Origin of the sequence: Micromonospora sp. NPDC049101 (assembly GCF_040648675.1) — a bacterium.
Classification (GTDB): Bacteria; Actinomycetota; Actinomycetes; order Mycobacteriales; family Micromonosporaceae; genus Micromonospora.
Genome location: NZ_JBEZED010000051.1, coordinates 1 through 15,780, shown reverse-complemented (window position 1 = coordinate 15,780; position 15,780 = coordinate 1). Strand labels below are relative to the sequence as shown.

Annotated in this window: 14 protein-coding genes; 8 read left to right on the top strand and 6 right to left on the bottom strand. The window is 73.4% G+C overall.

Annotated features, from left to right (window positions below; all coding sequences use genetic code 11):
- Positions 1-173: 173 nt before the first annotated feature.
- The gene (locus tag AB0B57_RS36455; protein WP_110562481.1) at positions 174-860 is read right to left on the bottom strand and encodes an IclR family transcriptional regulator; all 687 of its coding nucleotides are present in this window, start codon (positions 858-860) and stop codon (positions 174-176) included.
- Between the two features lie 49 nt (positions 861-909).
- On the opposite strand from AB0B57_RS36455, the gene leuC reads away from it, so the two are divergent.
- The 4 genes from leuC (at position 910) to AB0B57_RS36435 (ending at position 6,078) form a co-directional block, all read left to right on the top strand.
- Positions 910-2,355 carry a 3-isopropylmalate dehydratase large subunit gene (gene leuC, locus AB0B57_RS36450; protein ID WP_357080911.1) on the top strand — a complete coding sequence of 482 codons (1,446 nt, stop codon included), beginning with the start codon at positions 910-912 and terminating at the stop codon, positions 2,353-2,355.
- Between the two features lie 14 nt (positions 2,356-2,369).
- The gene (gene leuD, locus AB0B57_RS36445; RefSeq protein WP_357080908.1) at positions 2,370-2,957 is read left to right on the top strand and encodes a 3-isopropylmalate dehydratase small subunit; all 588 of its coding nucleotides are present in this window, start codon (positions 2,370-2,372) and stop codon (positions 2,955-2,957) included.
- A gap of 172 nt (positions 2,958-3,129) precedes the next feature.
- Complete coding sequence (locus AB0B57_RS36440; protein ID WP_357080905.1) at positions 3,130-3,852, top strand: HU family DNA-binding protein; 723 nt, start codon at positions 3,130-3,132, stop codon at positions 3,850-3,852.
- 141 nt (positions 3,853-3,993) lie between these two features.
- Positions 3,994-6,078 (top strand): endonuclease/exonuclease/phosphatase family protein, encoded by a 2,085-nt coding sequence (locus tag AB0B57_RS36435; RefSeq protein WP_357080903.1) that lies wholly within the window; start codon positions 3,994-3,996, stop codon positions 6,076-6,078.
- A gap of 42 nt (positions 6,079-6,120) precedes the next feature.
- Here AB0B57_RS36435 and AB0B57_RS36430 read toward each other — a convergent pair whose 3' ends face one another.
- Genes AB0B57_RS36430 through cofC form a run of 5 tightly spaced genes read right to left on the bottom strand, consistent with a single transcriptional unit; the run spans position 6,121 to position 11,828 of the window.
- On the bottom strand, positions 6,121-6,999 hold the full coding sequence (locus AB0B57_RS36430) for an NUDIX hydrolase (protein WP_357080901.1): 879 nt from the start codon (positions 6,997-6,999) through the stop codon (positions 6,121-6,123).
- A complete protein-coding gene (locus AB0B57_RS36425) occupies positions 6,987-8,507 on the bottom strand; it encodes a CYTH and CHAD domain-containing protein (RefSeq protein WP_357080899.1) in 1,521 nt (506 codons plus the stop codon). The genes AB0B57_RS36430 and AB0B57_RS36425 overlap by 13 nt, the downstream gene beginning before the upstream one ends.
- 24 nt (positions 8,508-8,531) lie before the next feature.
- Positions 8,532-10,892 (bottom strand): RNA degradosome polyphosphate kinase, encoded by a 2,361-nt coding sequence (locus AB0B57_RS36420; protein ID WP_357080896.1) that lies wholly within the window; start codon positions 10,890-10,892, stop codon positions 8,532-8,534.
- Positions 10,893-10,946: 54 nt separating this feature from the next.
- Positions 10,947-11,144, bottom strand: coding sequence for a hypothetical protein (locus AB0B57_RS36415; protein ID WP_030335323.1), 198 nt, complete (start codon positions 11,142-11,144; stop codon positions 10,947-10,949).
- Positions 11,145-11,180: 36 nt separating this feature from the next.
- Entirely contained in the window at positions 11,181-11,828 is a 648-nt protein-coding gene (cofC, locus tag AB0B57_RS36410; protein ID WP_357080893.1) for a 2-phospho-L-lactate guanylyltransferase, read from the bottom strand.
- A 128-nt stretch (positions 11,829-11,956) separates the two neighbouring features.
- Here cofC and AB0B57_RS36405 point away from each other — a divergent pair, with 128 nt between their 5' ends.
- From AB0B57_RS36405 to AB0B57_RS36390, 4 genes are read left to right on the top strand one after another with little or no spacing between them, the layout of a single operon-like run.
- Positions 11,957-12,694, top strand: a complete 738-nt coding sequence (locus AB0B57_RS36405) for a lysophospholipid acyltransferase family protein (protein ID WP_357080890.1) — start codon at positions 11,957-11,959, stop codon at positions 12,692-12,694.
- On the top strand, positions 12,691-13,698 hold the full coding sequence (locus AB0B57_RS36400; RefSeq protein ID WP_357080888.1) for an NAD(P)H-dependent glycerol-3-phosphate dehydrogenase: 1,008 nt from the start codon (positions 12,691-12,693) through the stop codon (positions 13,696-13,698). The genes AB0B57_RS36405 and AB0B57_RS36400 overlap by 4 nt, the downstream gene beginning before the upstream one ends.
- Before the next feature lie 7 nt (positions 13,699-13,705).
- A complete protein-coding gene (locus AB0B57_RS36395) occupies positions 13,706-14,824 on the top strand; it encodes a cystathionine gamma-lyase (protein WP_357080885.1) in 1,119 nt (372 codons plus the stop codon).
- 8 nt (positions 14,825-14,832) lie between these two features.
- A complete protein-coding gene (locus tag AB0B57_RS36390; RefSeq protein WP_357080882.1) occupies positions 14,833-15,612 on the top strand; it encodes a putative protein N(5)-glutamine methyltransferase in 780 nt (259 codons plus the stop codon).
- Positions 15,613-15,780 lie beyond the last annotated feature (168 nt).

The window sequence follows — 15,780 nt, the reverse complement described above, 5'->3', positions numbered from 1 at the left end:
GATGCCCGAACGTCACCACACCCGGCCTCGCCACCAGCACCTCCACCACAACCAAGATCAGTTGCACTGAAGCCTAGAAACCACCCGGCGTGTCGTGGCTATAACCTCATGATCAACGCGACGGAGGAGAGGGGTGGGGGAAGGGGTGGGGGGAGGGGTGGGCCGGGGTGGGGTTAGAGGCCGGATAGGCGTTGGCCGGCTCGCACTACGGCCATGGCGTGGCGTTCGCCGGGGCGGCGGCCCAGGCGCTCGATCGGGCCGGAGATGCTGACCGAGGCGATCACGCGGCCGGTGCGGTCACGGATCGGGGCGGAGACGCTCGCCACACCGGCCTCCCGCTCGGCGACGCTCTGCGCCCAGCCGCGGCGGCGCACCTCGGCGAGGGTGCGCCCGGTGAACTTGCTGCGCGGCAGCAGTGGCATCACCGCCTCCGGCGGCTCCCAGGCCAGCAGGATCTGGGCCGCGGAGCCGGCGGTCATCGGCAGCACCGACCCGACCGGGACGGTGTCCCGCAGGCCGCTGGCGCGTTCCGCCGCCGCCACGCAGATCCGCTCGTCGGCGCGGCGCAGATAGAGCTGGGCGCTCTCCCCGGTGGCGTCCCGCAGCGCGGCGAGCAGGGGCTCGGCGGCGGTCAGCAGAACGTCCGGTGCGGCGTTCGCCAGCTCGCCCAGACGAGGCCCGGGGCGCCACCTGCCCTGGGTGTCCCGGACCAACATCCGGTGTATCTCCAGGGCCTGGGCCAGCCGATGTGCGGTGGCTCGGGGCAGCTTGGTGCGATCAACGAGTTCGGCCAGGCTGGCGCCGTCGACGCAGGCGGCCAGGATGACCACCGCCTTGTCGAGAACGCCGACACCGCTCATACTGTGTCCCACAAGCCGAAACTTACCTCCCAGAATTTAGGATGTCCAGATGGTGGGAGTCACTCCTGAGCCGAGGACCCTGGCCGAGAAGGTCTGGGACGCACACGTCGTACGATCCGCCGCTGGTGAGCCGGACCTGCTCTTCATCGACCTGCACCTGCTGCACGAGGTGACCAGCCCGCAGGCGTTCGACGGGTTGCGTCTCGCCGGGCGCCGGGTGCGTCGTACCGACCTGACCCTCGCGACCGAGGACCACAACACCCCGACCGGGTACGCCGACCCGGCGTTTCGCCTCCGCCGTGGTGACCTGCTCACCATCGAGGACCCCACGTCGCGTACGCAGATCGAGACGCTGCGGCGCAACTGCGCCGAGTTCGGGGTGCGGCTGCACCCGCTCGGTGACGACAACCAGGGCATCGTGCACGTGATCGGCCCGCAGCTCGGTGTCACTCAGCCGGGCATGACGATCGTCTGTGGCGACTCACACACCGCCACCCACGGCGCGTTCGGCGCGCTCGCCTTCGGCATCGGCACCAGCGAGGTGGAGCACGTGCTGGCCACCCAGACGCTGCCGCAGAGCCGACCGAAGACGATGGCCGTGAACGTCACCGGCAGCCTCGCCCCCGGCGTCACCGCCAAGGACCTGGTGCTCGCGCTGATCACCCAGGTCGGCACCGGTGGGGGGCGCGGGCACATCGTCGAGTACCGCGGCGAGGCGATCCGGGCCCTCTCCATGGAGGGGCGGATGACAATCGCCAACATGTCCATCGAGTGGGGTGCCAAGGCCGGCATGATCGCGCCGGACGAGACCACCTTCGCGTACCTCAAGGGTCGACCGAACGCGCCGCAGGGCGCGGACTGGGACGCGGCGCTGGAGTGGTGGCGGACGCTGCCCACCGACGACGGCGCGAGCTTCGACGCCGAGGTGACCCTGGACGCCAGCCGGATCACCCCGTTCGTCACCTGGGGCACCAACCCCGGGCAGGGGGCGCCGCTGAGCGCGCCCGTGCCGGACCCGGAGGACTTCGTCACCGAGTCGGAGCGCGCCGCCGCCCGCCGCGCCCTGGCGTACATGGACCTGAGCCCCGGCACCCCGCTTCGGGAGCTGCCCATCGACGTGGTCTTCGTGGGGTCCTGCACCAATGGCCGACTGGAGGATCTGCGGGCCGCCGCCGACGTGCTGCGTGGCCACCACGTCGCCGACGGGGTTCGGATGCTCGTGGTGCCCGGTTCCGCCGCCGTGCGGGAGGCCGCCGAGGCCGAGGGGCTGGACAAGGTCTTCGCCGACGCCGGGGCCGAGTGGCGGTTCGCCGGCTGCTCCATGTGCCTGGGGATGAACCCCGACACGCTGAAGCCGGGCCAGCGCTCCGCCTCCACCTCGAACCGCAACTTCGAGGGCCGTCAGGGCCGGGGTGGGCGTACCCACCTGGTCTCCCCGCCGGTCGCCGCCGCCACCGCCGTGGTCGGCCGGCTGGCCGCCCCCGCCGACCTGTAGAAGGGACCGAGGAGATGGACAAGTTCACCACCCACACCGGCACGGCCGTGCCGCTGCGGCGGTCCAACGTGGACACCGATCAGATCATCCCCGCCGTGTACCTCAAGCGGGTGACCCGCACGGGCTTCGCCGACGGGCTGTTCAGCGCGTGGCGGGAAGATCCGACATTCGTCCTCAACGATGAAAGCTATTCCGGTGCGTCGATCCTGATCGCCGGCCCGGAGTTCGGCACCGGCTCATCCCGGGAGCACGCCGTCTGGGCACTGCGGGACTGGGGCTTCCGCGCGGTGGTGGCGCCCCGCTTCGGCGACATCTTCCGCGGCAACGCCCTCAAGGAAGGTCTGTTGCCGGTCGAGTTGGAATTGAAAGCCGTCGAAGAGCTGTGGGACCTGGTCGAGTCGGATCCGACCACCCCGGTGACCGTCGACCTGACCGCCCGCCAGCTCCGGGCCGGGGACGCCAACTGGTCGTTCCCGCTTGACGACTTCAGCCGCTGGCGGCTGCTGGAAGGCCTCGACGACATTGGACTCACCCTCCGCAGCGTCGCCGACATCGACTCCTACGAGGCCCGGCGACTGCCGTTCCTGCCCTCCGTGGCATAGCCGTACGCCCGGGCGCCCAGCGGATTTCACCCCCATCGGTCCGACCGGTGGGGGTGAATCCGTTACGACACAAGGGCTTTTTTCTACCGAATGTTTGTGTCCCGGCAGCGCAGGGCATAACGTGCGCGCAGAATGGCTCGCGACGAGTCAGTTGCACAATCGGGAGGAAGTCGTGAACAAGGCCGAGCTCATCGAGGCGCTCGCCGTTCGCCTGGGGGACCGGAAGACGGCGACGAACGCCCTCGAGGCGGTCCTCACCGAGGTCCAGGCGGCGGTCACCAAGGGCGAGAAGGTGGCGATCACCGGATTCGGAGCGTTCGAAAAGCGTGTGCGTGGCGCGCGAACAGCGCGCAACCCGCGGACCGGCGAGGCGGTGAAGGTCAAGAAGACATCTGTCCCGACCTTCCGCCCCGGCGCCGGTTTCAAGGAGATGGTGGCCAGCGGCAAGGTGCCGAAGGCCACGGTGGCGACGAAGAAGACCGCCACCACCACCGCCACGGCCAAGACGGCCGGCACCAAGGCGGCGGGCACCAAGACGACCGGCACCAAGGCGACAAGCGCCAAGGCCACGGGCACCAAGGCGACAAGCGCCAAGGCGGCCAGCAAGGCCACGGCCAAGGCGACCACGGCCAAGGCGGCCAGCAAGAAGACCGCCCCGGCCAAGGCGAGCAAGACCGCCACGGCGACCAAGACGGTCGCCAGCAAGAAGACCGCCCCGGCCAAGGCGAGCAAGAGCACCACGGCGACCAAGACGGCCGCCAGCAAGAAGACCACCGCGGCGAAGAAGACCACCGCGGCGACCAAGTCGACCACGGCGAAGAAGACCACCGCGGCGGCGAGCAAGAGCACGGCGGCCAAGAAGGCCCCGGCGAAGAAGGCGGCCAGCAAGCGCTGACCGAGCTTCTCCGAAAGGGCGTCCACCCGTTGGTGGACGCCCTTTCGGCGTACGGGGACCCGTTGACCGGGTCGGCTCGCTCGCGCAGAATCGCCGTGCCGGCCCCCTCCGCCGGTCCGCCGACACCGAAATGGGGCACCGGTGCGCTACCGCCAGGTCACCACCGGGACGCTCGCGCTGGGCATCCTGCTCCTCATCGACGTGCTGCGCGTCTGGCTGCCCGGCATCATCACCATCTTCGGTCAGGCCGCCTCCACCCCGGCCGAGCTGATGGGTGCGTTCGCCCTCGGCTGGTTCGTGCTCGCGATGGGCGCACCGGCGGTGGTCCGTCGGGTGGGCGCCCGCCCGGTCACGGTCGTCGCCGCCGTCGTGCTCGCCCTCGCCCGGCTCGCGCTCACCACCGCCCCCGGAGGGCGTACGCAGCTCTGGCTGGCCACCGTCGGGCTGCTCGCCGGGCTGGTGTGGCTGGTCGGCGTCGCCGCCGACACCGACCGACCGGTACCGGGGCTGGCGTTGGGGCTCGCCGTCAACGCGGCGCTGCACGCGGTGCTGGACACCTTCGACCTGGTCTGGCGGGGCGACTGGGCGGCCTGGCTGCTCAGCTCCGTCGCGGTGGCGCTCTTCCTGGTCGGCACGATCCGGCCCGGTTCCTGGGCGGAGGCGGAGCAGCCCGGCTCCTGGGCGGAGGCGGAGCGGTCCGGCTCCCGGGCCGTGGCGGCGCGGGTCGGCTCCCCGGCCGGTGAGCCGCGGGCCGTAGCCGCGCGGCCCGACTTCCCAGCCGATGAGCCGCGGGCCGAGGTGGCTGGGTCCGGCGGTCGGGCGGGCGCTGGTGGCGTACGGGCCTGGCTGCTGGTCGGGCCGGCGCTGCTGCTGGCCGGGATGGTGGCGCTCTCCCCGGCGCTGGCCCGGACCGGGATGTCGTACCTGGTCGCCGGCGACGGTGTGGCGCGCTCGCCGCTGCTCGGCATGGCACCGGTGCCGGTGGCGGTCGCGGGGTTCCTGTACACCGCCCTGACCCGGCCGCACGAGCGGTGGGGCCGAGCGTACGGGCCGGTGGCGCTGTTGGCCGGCGCGGTGCTGTTCGCCCTCGACCAGGGTGATCTGCTCCTCCCGGCCATCCTGCTCGCCGCCGTCGGTCTCGGCGCCTGCCTCGCCCGCACCGACGACGCCACCCACCCGAACGGCGCCACCCACCCGAACGCCGGCACCGCTGACGCTGACGGGGATGACCGGCGGTGGGCGGCGCGCCGGGGGTACGCGGTCGCCACCGGCATGCTCGTCTTCGCGCTGGGGGCGGTCGGGTACTACTCCGCCTACGACCTCGGGTACCCCAACGCGGCGGTGCCCGTGCTGGTGGCGGTGCTGGTCGCGGTCGTGGCGTTCGCCGCCCGTCCCGTCGTGCACCGCCTCCCCGGGCCGTTCGCGCCGCTGCGGGCCACGGCTGCGGTCACCGCGCTGGCCCTGCTCGCGCCGGTGTTCGCCGACGACGTGCCGGTGACCAGCAACCGCGAAGGTCCACCGGAGCGGCTGACCGTGGTGGCGTACAACATCCGGATGGGTTTCGGGCTGGACGGACGGTTCGACCTGGCCGGGCTCACCGAGGCCGTCGACCGGCAACGGCCGGACGTGGTGTTGCTCAGCGAGGTGGACCGGGCCTGGCTGCTCAACGGCGGGCACGACACCCTGGACCTGCTGGCCGACCGGCTCGGTATGTCGTACGTCTTCGGGCCCGCCGCGGACCCGGTCTGGGGCGACGCGGTGCTCAGCCGTTGGCCGGTCACCGATCTGCGGACCCGTGCCCTGCCGGCCGTCGGGGCACCCACCGGCGCGCAGGCACTCGCCGTCACGCTGGACCTCGGCGCCGGCGTCCGTACCGCAGTGGTCAGCACCCACCTGCAACCTCCGCCCGGGCAGGGCCCGGTGGTCCAGGCCCGCGCGGTCGCCACCTTCGCCACCGAGTACGCGGCCGGCCGGCCCCTGGTGGTGGCGGGCGACCTGAACACGGAGCCGGGTGACGAGGCATTCGAACAGTTCACCGCTGCCGGTCTGCTCGACGCGTTGGCAGCCGCCCGGCCGCTGGCGACGAGCCCCGCCGACGACCCGCGCGAGCAGATCGACCACGTCTTCGTGTCGCCCGGCCTCACCGCGACCAACCCGGTCGCGCCCCGCGGCACGGCCAGCGACCACCTGCCGGTCGCGGTGACCCTGACCCTCCCGCCCCGCTGACCGTGCGCCCGCGTCGACCGGCTAGGGGCTTTGACACACGCCCTAGAGGCGGTCGGCGGCGAGCAGCCGGTCGCCACTGAAGGCGAGCAGCCAACCGCCGCCCTTGGGGGTGGTGAAGTCCTCGTCGGTGCGGCCGGTCAACCGTTTCAGGGCGCCCGGCAGCACCTTGCCCTGGCTGCACACCGCCACCTGCCCACCGGCGCTGGCCAACTCCAGCACCGTGGCGGCGGTGGCGAGGATCTGCTCGACGGGCTGCTGGCCGGGCTGTGGCTCGTCCAGGTCGCCGCAGATCTCGATCGGCAGGTCGAGCAGCGCGGCGGCCGGGTCCAGGGTCTGTACGCAGCGTCGCGGCGACGCCGACACCAGCCGGGCCGGTCGGATCAGGGCGATCAGACCGGCCAGCACGCTCGCCTGGGCCCATCCCTCGGCGTCCAGGGGCCGGCCGACGTCCGGACCGGACCAGGTGGCCCGTTTCCCGGCGTGCGCGTGCCGGACCAGCGCGACAGTCGCGGTCACCGCCGGCAGCGCGGCGAACGCCGCCAACACCTCGGCGTCGTGCGGGTAGCTGACCAACCGGATCGCGTCGTCCACCGCGAGCCAGCGCATGTCGTCCACCTCGGTGTCGGGTTGGAAACCGCCGCTGGCCACCGCGAGCATCGACCAGTAGTCGACAAGCTTGGCCTGCCCCTCGCTGCGGTAGCGCACCGACGGCAGCCGGACCTGCGGTACGCCCCGCACGTCGGCCTCCTCGGCCACCTCGCGGACCGCGGCGGCGAGTGCGTGCTCGCCCGGCTCCAGTTTGCCCTTCGGCAGGGTCCAGTCGCCGTAGCGGGGGCGGTGCACCACGCAGACGCGGACACCGTCGGCCGACGGCCGCCACGGCACCCCGCCTGCCGCCCGGATGCCGGTCACGGCAGCCAACTGGTCCGCCGCCGTCGGGTGGCCCGGTGCCACGCGTCCGGGAAGAGGGCCCGCATCCGGCGTACCGACTGGCGTTCGCGCTCGGCCAGCCGACCGGCGGTCACCGCCAGGTCGTGGTCGTCCGGCCGCTCGGCGGCGATCTCCAGCCAGGTGTCCGCCGCCACTGCCGCATCCTGGTGCTCGCCGAGCACGTCCTGCACGCCAGCGAGGGCGCGGGACAGCCGGCGTGCGCCCTTGCCGACGGTCGAGGCCACCGCGTTCACCGCGTACCGGGCCTGTTTGCCCTCCTTGCGAACGGCGTGCCAGCGGTCGTCCGGTGACTCGGCGTCGAGCCCGTCGACGCCGTCCGGCCCGGTCAGCCGCCGCCAGGGGCGGGCCACCAGCGGTGGCAGCGCCTGCGCCGCGGGGGCAGCCGCCCGACGGGTGAACCGGGGCGCGCGGGCGGCCAGCACCAGCGAGTCCACCAGGGCCAGGTAACGCGGGGAGCGTAGCGCCTCGTCGATGGCGGCGAGCGCCCGCCGCTGCCGTTGGGCGAGCACCTCGTCCAGCCGGTCCACCGCGCCCTGGTCGAGCGGGCTGAGCGGGTCGGCGCTCGCGGTGTCGCGCAGCCGCTCGCGCAGCACCTCGGCGTCGCGGGCGGCGCCGAGGACACCGGCCAGCCAGCGCAGCTCGTCGCGCAGCGGGCGGGACCAGGCCCTGCGGAGCAACGGTTTGAAGGTACGCAGGTCACTGCGCAGTCGTCGACAGGCCACCCGCATCTGGTGCACGGCGGTGTCGCCACCGCCCGCCGGGGCGCGCAGCCGGACCAGCGGGTCGTGCGCCAACAGGCGGCGGATCTCCTTGCGGACCGCCTCGGTCACCACGTCGCCGGCGCTCGGCTCTGCGGTCAGCCCGGCCGGCGCGACCAGGTCCGGGTCGGCCTGCGCCGGCGCGCCCAACGCCCGTACGTGCTTCGGGGTGAACGTGCCGCTCTGCGCGCCCGCCTCGCGCAGCACCGCGCCGACCCGGTCGAGCAGTGCCCGGTCGCCGGACTTGAACTCCACCTCCAGCTCGCGGAACGTGCCGGTGCTGGCGCCGGCGTCGTCGAGCACTGTCACCCGGTCGTCCACCACCTCGGCGAGCACCGTGCCGGCCCTGTCACACACCTCGTACGCGTGCCGGACCGTCCGGACCACCGTCACCGGGGCCAGCGGCGCCCCCCGGTGCAGGACGGTGACCAACTCGACCAGCTCCGGCGGCGGCTGGCCCTTGGGCCCGGGGCGGGAGATCTCGTGCCGGACGCCCGGCGTCCCGGTCGGCAACTTCACCGTCCAGGGCTGCTCGTCGCCCCGGCGGTGGCGCAGCGAGGCACCGGCGCGGGCCAGCCGCAGGTCGACAGTGTCGAGGTAGCGCGCGACAAGCGTCACCGGTGCCAGCTCCCGGACCCGACCCCCGGCCGGGGCCGTGGGGGCCAGGTCCGGCAGCACGTAGGCGTCGTCCACCTCGTACTTCTGTTCCTCCTCGACCATCAGTTCAGCCTAAGCGTTGATCGGTCAACTGGCCGTGCCACCGACCCGGCGCAGCAGCAGTTCCTGCAGGTGGGCCCGCGCTTTTGTGTCCTCGCCGGTACGCCGGGTCCAGGTGCCGTCGGCGGCCAGTTCGAACGCGTCCACGTCGGGGCTCATCGCGGCGGTCAACACGTGGTCCAGTTCGGCGCGGGCGATCGGGTCGCTCACCCGCACCAGCGCCTCCACCCGGCGGTCGAGGTTGCGGTGCATCAGGTCGGCGGAGCCCATCCAGAACTCGGCCTCACCGTTGTTGCCGAACCGGAAGACCCGGGAGTGCTCCAGGAACCGACCGAGGATCGAGCGGACGCGGATGTTCTCCGACAGGCCCGGTACCCCCGGACGCAGGGTGCACATGCCCCGGATGAGCAGATCGACGTGCACGCCGGCCTGGGACGCCCGGTACAGCGCGTCGGTCACTCCCTCGTCGACAAGCGAGTTGACCTTGAACTGGACCAGGCCGGGCATGCCCAGTCGGACGTGCGAGATCTCCCGCTCGATCCGCTCGACGAGCCCGCTGCGGATGCCCTGCGGGGCGACCAGCAACCGCCGGAACGCCGTCTGCCGGCTGTACCCGGTGAGCACGTTGAACAGGTCGGTCAGGTCCGCGCCGATCTCCGGGTCGGCGGTGAGCATGCCGAAGTCCTCGTACAGTCGGGCCGTCTTCGGGTGGTAGTTGCCGGTGCCGATGTGGCAGTAGCGGCGGATCTGGTTGCCCTCCTGGCGGACCACCAGCGCGGTCTTGCAGTGCGTCTTCAGGCCGACCAGGCCGTACACCACGTGGCAACCGGCGCGTTCCAGCGTGCGGGCCCAGCCGATGTTGGCCACCTCGTCGAACCGGGCCTTCACCTCCACCAGCACCACCACCTGCTTGCCGGCGGCGGCGGCGTCGACCAACGCGTCGACGATCGGGGAGTCGCCGCTGGTGCGGTAGAGGGTCTGCTTGATGGCCAGCACGTTCGGATCCGCGGCGGCCTGCTCAATGAAGCGCTGCACGCTCGTGGCGAACGAGTGGTACGGGTGGTGCACCAGGATGTCCCCGTCGCGCAGGGTGGAGAACACGCTGCGCGGCACCTCACCCTCGGCGAGCCGGGGGTGCGTGGCCGGCACGAACGGCGGGTCCTTCAGGTCCGGCCGGTCGGCCTCGCCGTAGACCTGCCACAACGCGGACAGGTCCAGCAGGCCGGGCACCCGCAGCACGTCCTGGTCGTCCATGTCCAGCTCGCGGACGAGCAACTCCAGCATGTGGTCGGAGATGGACGCGGCGGCCTCCAGCCGGACCGGTGGGCCGAACCGTCGCCGGGCCAGCTCCCGCTCCAGGGCCTGGAGCAGGTCCTCGTCGCGGTCCTCGTCGACCTCCACCTCGGCGTTGCGGGTCACCCGGAACAGGTGGCACTCGACCACCTGCATGCCGCTGAACAACTGACCCAGGTGCACCGAGATCAGGTCCTCCACCGGCAGCATCCGCACGCCCGGCTGGTCCCGGTCCACCCGGACGAAGCGGGGGACGTTGTTGGGCACCTTCACCCGGGCGAACAGCTCCGAACCCCCGTCCGGGTCGCGAACCGCCACCGCCAGGTTCAACGACCGTCCCGAGATGTACGGGAACGGGTGCGCCGGGTCCACCGCGAGCGGCGTCAGCACGGGGAAGATGTGCTCCCGGAAATAGGTGCGCAGCCGCTCCCGTTCGGGGTCGCCCAACTCGGCCCAGCGCAGGATGCGGATGCCCTCGTCGGCCAGCCTGGGCAGGATGTCGTCGACGAAGCAGGCGGCGTGCCGGGCGACCAGCTCGGCGGTCCGCTCGGCGATCAGCTCCAACTGGGTACGCAGGGGCAGCCGGTCCCCGCCGCGCACCGGCAGGCCGGCGGAGAGCCGCCGCTTCAGCCCGGCGATGCGCACCATGTAGAACTCGTCCAGGTTGCTCGCGAAGATGGCCAGGAACTTGGCCCGTTCCAGCAGCGGGGTGCGCTGGTCCTCGGCCAGGGTGAGCACCCGGGCGTTGAAGTCGAGCCAGGAGAGCTCCCGGTTGAGGAAACGGTCCTCCGGCAGCGGCGGGGCCGCCGGCGGTTCGTCGTCGTCCTCCGGGGCGCCGACCGGTAGGTCGCTCGGCAGGACCGGGTGGACGTCACCGGCGGCCGGGCCGTCCGCCTCGATCACCGGCGCGGGGTCGAGGACCTCGTCCAGCCCGGAGGAGGCGCCACCGGGGTCGTCGGCGAGGGTGTCGGCGCGGGCGGCGCCGGCCCGTTCGGCACGGGACGGGCGGAAGCGGCCGTCGGTGCCGCGTGCGCGGGAGCCGTTACGGAGGTCGGTGGCGGGCGGGTTGGCCGGGTGCTCGCGAGGGGTGCTCACCCGCTCATAATCACCCGATTACGGTAAACGCAAAATGAACTTGGGCTCGCCGGGTCAGATCATCGTCGGCAATGTCACCCGGACTACCTCGCCGTCGGGATCGGTGTCGATGCGAACCCGCTGGCCGAGCCGGAGAAGCCGCAGCCCGGAGGCGTCGAAGGCCCGGGCGGGGAAGCGCATCTCGGTGCCGTCGTCGAGCAGCAGGACCCCGCTGCGCGTCGCCGCGTCGTAGCTGGCCACCGTGCCCTGCATGCTGGCACCGTACACCCGGCGTGCGGGCCGGGCGGGTCAGCCCGCCGTGCGGGCCGGCCGGCCGGCGGTGACCAGGGCGGCGGTGCGCGGCCCCAGCCCGAGCCGGGCGGCGGCGGTCAGGTCCGCGGCGGTGTCCACGTCCCGGCGCAGGCTGGGCCAGTCGCCGGTGAGCGGCAGCGCCCCGCTCGCCTCGTGCGCGACCGCCGAGTCCACCCCGAAGCGGGGGTCCAGCGCGACACCGGGCGGGGCGGTGAGCAGCACCGTGCCGCTGCCGGGCGCGTCGGGCACGAAACGGCGTACCGCGGGTCGCCCGTTCCGCGCGGCGAGCAGCGCGCCGGCCAACTCGGCGGGGCGCAGCGCCGGCAGGTCCGCCGTGAGCCCGGCCACCCACCCGACGGTCGTCGCGGCCGCGCCGTGCCGGAACGCGGCGTTCAGTCCGGCGGCCGGCTCGTCGGGCAGCACCCGCGCGCCGGCGGCCCGCGCCGCATCCGCCACCCGGGCGTCGTCGGTCACCACCAGGGCCTCGGCGACCGCCGGGCAGGCCAACACCGCGCGGAGCGTGTCGGCCGCCAGGGCCAGCGCCAGATCCTCGTGGGGTACGCCCGGCAGCGCGCCCCGCAGCCGGCTCTTGGCCGCTGCCAGATGCTTCACCGGCACCACCACGGCCCACCTCGGCTGACTCACGCCCGCAATCCTGCCAGCCGGACGGCGGGACCCTCGCTGGCCGTACCGGGGGCGAGCAGGCATGATTTCCGCTGCGGGTGTCGCGGGCGGGGTTTCGCGGCGGGGTTGGGGCGCGACGAGGAGGCAGAGTGGCACGGCGGAGGCTGGGGTTCTGGCAACGGTTCGCCGTGGGGCTGGTGAAGCCGGTGATGACCGTGTGGACCCGGCGGACCTGGCGTGGCCAGGAGCACCTCCGACGCGACGGCGGCATGATCATCGTGGCGAACCACATCTCGCACGCCGACCCGCTGGTCTCCGCGCACTTCATCTACGATTCCGGGCGCTGGCCGCAGTACCTGGGCAAGGCCAGCGTGTTCCGGGTGCCGGTGGTCGGCTGGATCCTGCACCGGTGCCGGCAGATCCCGGTCGAGCGGGGCAGCGTCGACGCGGTCCGCTCGCTGGACTCCCTGGTCGCCGCCCTCGACCAGGGTGGCGCCGTGGTGATCTACCCGGAGGGCACCACCACCCGACAGCCGGAGCTGTGGCCGATGAAGGCCAAGACCGGGGCCGCCCGGTTGGCTCTGGCCACCGGCGCTCCCGTCGTGCCGGTGGTGATGTGGGGGCCGGAGCGGCTCTTCGACCCGCGGACCAGCCGCGTCAACCCGCGCCCGCGGATCCCGGTGACAGTTGTCGCCGGGGAACCGATCGACCTGAGCCGGTGGGCCGATGCCCAGCCGACCCGGGTCACCCTCGAGGAGATGACGGACACCATCATGTTGCGGCTGCGGGACATGCTCGGCGAGATCCGCGGCGGCACCCCGCCGCCGCTGTGGGAGCGACCGGCCCGTTCCTCCGCCGGGCACGAGCAGCAGGGTGACCTGGGGTGAGCGGCCACGTCGCGGTGCTCGGTGCCGGTTCCTGGGGCACCGCGTTCGCCAAGATCCTCGCCGACGCGGGGCGGGACGTGACGGTGTGGGCCCGTCGTGCGCCGGTCGCCGAGAGCATCCGGACCGAGCGTCGCAACCCGGAGTACCTGCCCGGCGTGCTGCTGCCGGCCCGGGTCACCGCCACCGCCGACGCGGCCGAGGCGATCACCGGCGCCGAGGTGGTGGTGCTGGCCGTGCCGTCGCAGACCCTGCGCGGCAACCTCGCCGAATGGGCCGGGCACCTGCACCCCGACTCGACACTGGTGTCGCTGATGAAGGGCATCGAGCTCGGCACCACCAAACGGATGAGCGAGGTCATCGTGGAGACCGCCGGGGTCGCCGCCGACCGGGTGGTCGTCGTCTCCGGCCCGAACCTGGCTCCGGAGATCGCCGCCGAGCAGCCCGCCGCGACAGTGGTGGCCGGGACGAACAGCCACCGCACCGTGCTCGTGCAGTCGTCGATTCGGACGCCGTACCTGCGCCCGTACACCAACGACGACGTGATCGGCTGTGAGCTGGGCGGGGCGGTCAAGAACGTGATCGCCCTGTCGTACGGCATCGCCACCGCGATGGGTTTCGGCGACAACACCCGGGCCATGCTGATGACCCGGGGGCTGGCCGAGACGGCCCGGTTGGGCGTGGCGCTCGGCGCGGACCCGATCACCTTCGCCGGCCTCGCGGGCATGGGCGACCTGGTCGCCTCCTGCTCGTCCCCGCTGGCCCGCAACCGCACCTTCGGCGAGCACCTGGGCCGCGGTGAGACGCTGGAACAGGCCCAGACCGCCACCCGGCAGACCGCCGAGGGTGTGAAGAGTTGCCTGGCGATCCGGGACCTGGCCCGGGCGCACGGCGTGGAGATGCCGATCACCGAGCACGTCGAACGGATCTGCCACGAGGGGATGGACCCCCGGCTCGCCGTGCAGACCCTGATGAGCCGGACCGCCAAGCCCGAGTCGTACGAATGAGGACCCGATGAGCGAACTGGGTGACGGCACCCGCTGCGTCCGCGCCGGCCTGCCCGAGCCGGCACCGGGAGACCCGTTCCTGCCCGGGCCGGTCTTCGCCGCGCCGTACCACCTCGACCCGTGGCAGGGCCAGGGCACGTCGCCGAACGGCTACGGTCGCCCGGACAACCCGACCCGACGGTTGCTGGAGGCGGCCGTGGGCGAGTTGGAGGGTGGGGACTGTCGGGTCTTCGCCAGCGGTCAGGCGGCCATCACCGGGACGCTGCTCACCCTGTTGCGCCCGGGCGACACCGTGGTGCTGCCCGCCGACGGCTACTTCCCGGTCCGGGCCTTCGCCACCGCCGTGCTGGCGACGATCGGCGTGCGGGTGCTCTTCGTGCCGACCGTGGGGCCGTACCCGTCCTTCGAGGGCGTCCGGCTGGTGCTGGTGGAGACCCCGGCCAACCCGGGTCTGGACGTGGTCGACGTCGCCGCCCTGGCCGAGCGGGCCCACGCCGCCGGTGCGCTGCTCGCGGTGGACAACACCACCGCCACCCCGCTCGGTCAGCGTCCGCTGGACCTCGGCGCCGACCTGGTGGTCGCCTCCGGCACCAAGGCGCTCACCGGCCACTCCGACCTGCTGCTGGGCTACCTGGCCAGCCGGTCCACCGAGCTGGTCGAGGCGGTCACGCTGTGGCGTACCGGCACCGGCTCGGTCCCGGGCGCGTTCGACGCCTGGCTGGCGCACCGGTCGCTGGCGACCCTCGACCTGCGCCTGGCCCGGCAGAGCGCGAACGCCGCCGCCGTCGCCGACCTGCTCGCCGACCGGCCGGACGTGACAGGCCTGCGCTGGCCGGGGCGGCCGGACGACCCGGCGTACCCGGTGGCCTCGGCGCAGATGCGCCGGATGCCCGGGGTGCTCTCCTTCGACTTGGGTGACGCCGACCGGGTGGGCCGGTTCGTCGAGGCCGCCCGGCTGGTGGCGGCGGCCACCTCCTTCGGTGGGCTGCACACCACGGCGGACCGGCGGGCGCAGTGGGGTGACGACACCGCCCCCGGCTTCGTCCGGCTGTCCTGCGGTGTGGAGGACACCCCCGACCTGGTGGCCGACATCGCCGCCGCGCTGGACGCCGCCGGGCCGGTTTGAGGGGACCGGTGGCATCCATCGACCGGCTCTCCCTCGTACGCCGGCTGCGCGCCGCCGGCTGCGTCTACGCCGAGGACGAGGCCGAGCTGCTGCTCGCCGCCGCGGACACCCCGGCGGTGTTGGCCGACCTGACCGACCGACGGGTGGCCGGCGAGCCGTTGGAGTACCTGCTCGGTTGGGCGGAGTTCTGCAACCGGCGAATCCTCGTCGACCCGGGCGTCTTCGTGCCGCGCGCCCGGACCGCCCTGCTGGTCGAGTTGGCGGCCGAGGTGACCGGCCCGGCTCCGGCCGTCGTCGACCTGTGCTGCGGCTCCGGGGCCACCACCGTCGCGCTGGCGCACCGGCTCGCTCCGCGCTGGCTGGCCGCCGCCGACATCGACCCGGCGGCCGTGGCGTGCGCCCGCCGCAACGTCGCCGGGCTGGCCGCCGAGGTGTACGAGGGTGACCTCTTCGCGCCCCTGCCCGCGCGCTGGCGGGGTCGGCTGGACCTGGTGGTGGCCAACGCCCCGTACGTACCGACCGACGCGGTGGCGCTGATGCCGCCGGAGGCGCGGCTGCACGAGGCCCCGGTGGCACTCGACGGCGGCCCGGACGGGCTCGCCGTGCTGCGCCGGGTGGGTGCCGAGGCGGCCGACTGGTTGGCGCCCGGTGGGCACCTGGTCGTCGAGGCCGGCGACACGCAGGTGGCCGCGCTCTGCGCGGCGTTCGAGGCAGCCGGGCTGGTGCCGGACGTGCGGCAGGACGAGGACCTGGACGCCACCGCGGTGACCGCCCGACGCCCCGACTGAGCCCGCGTCACGGATGACACCGCCTCGGCCGCTCCTCGGTCGAGGGCAGGGCCGGCCAGGACCCCCTGCGCACCCTAATGAGTTCTGGGAGTTGGCTGGTGGGTGCGGCAGACTCCTGGTGGGTAGCCGCTGGCGGATGAGCACTCGCGCAGCCTGGACGTGGTGAGT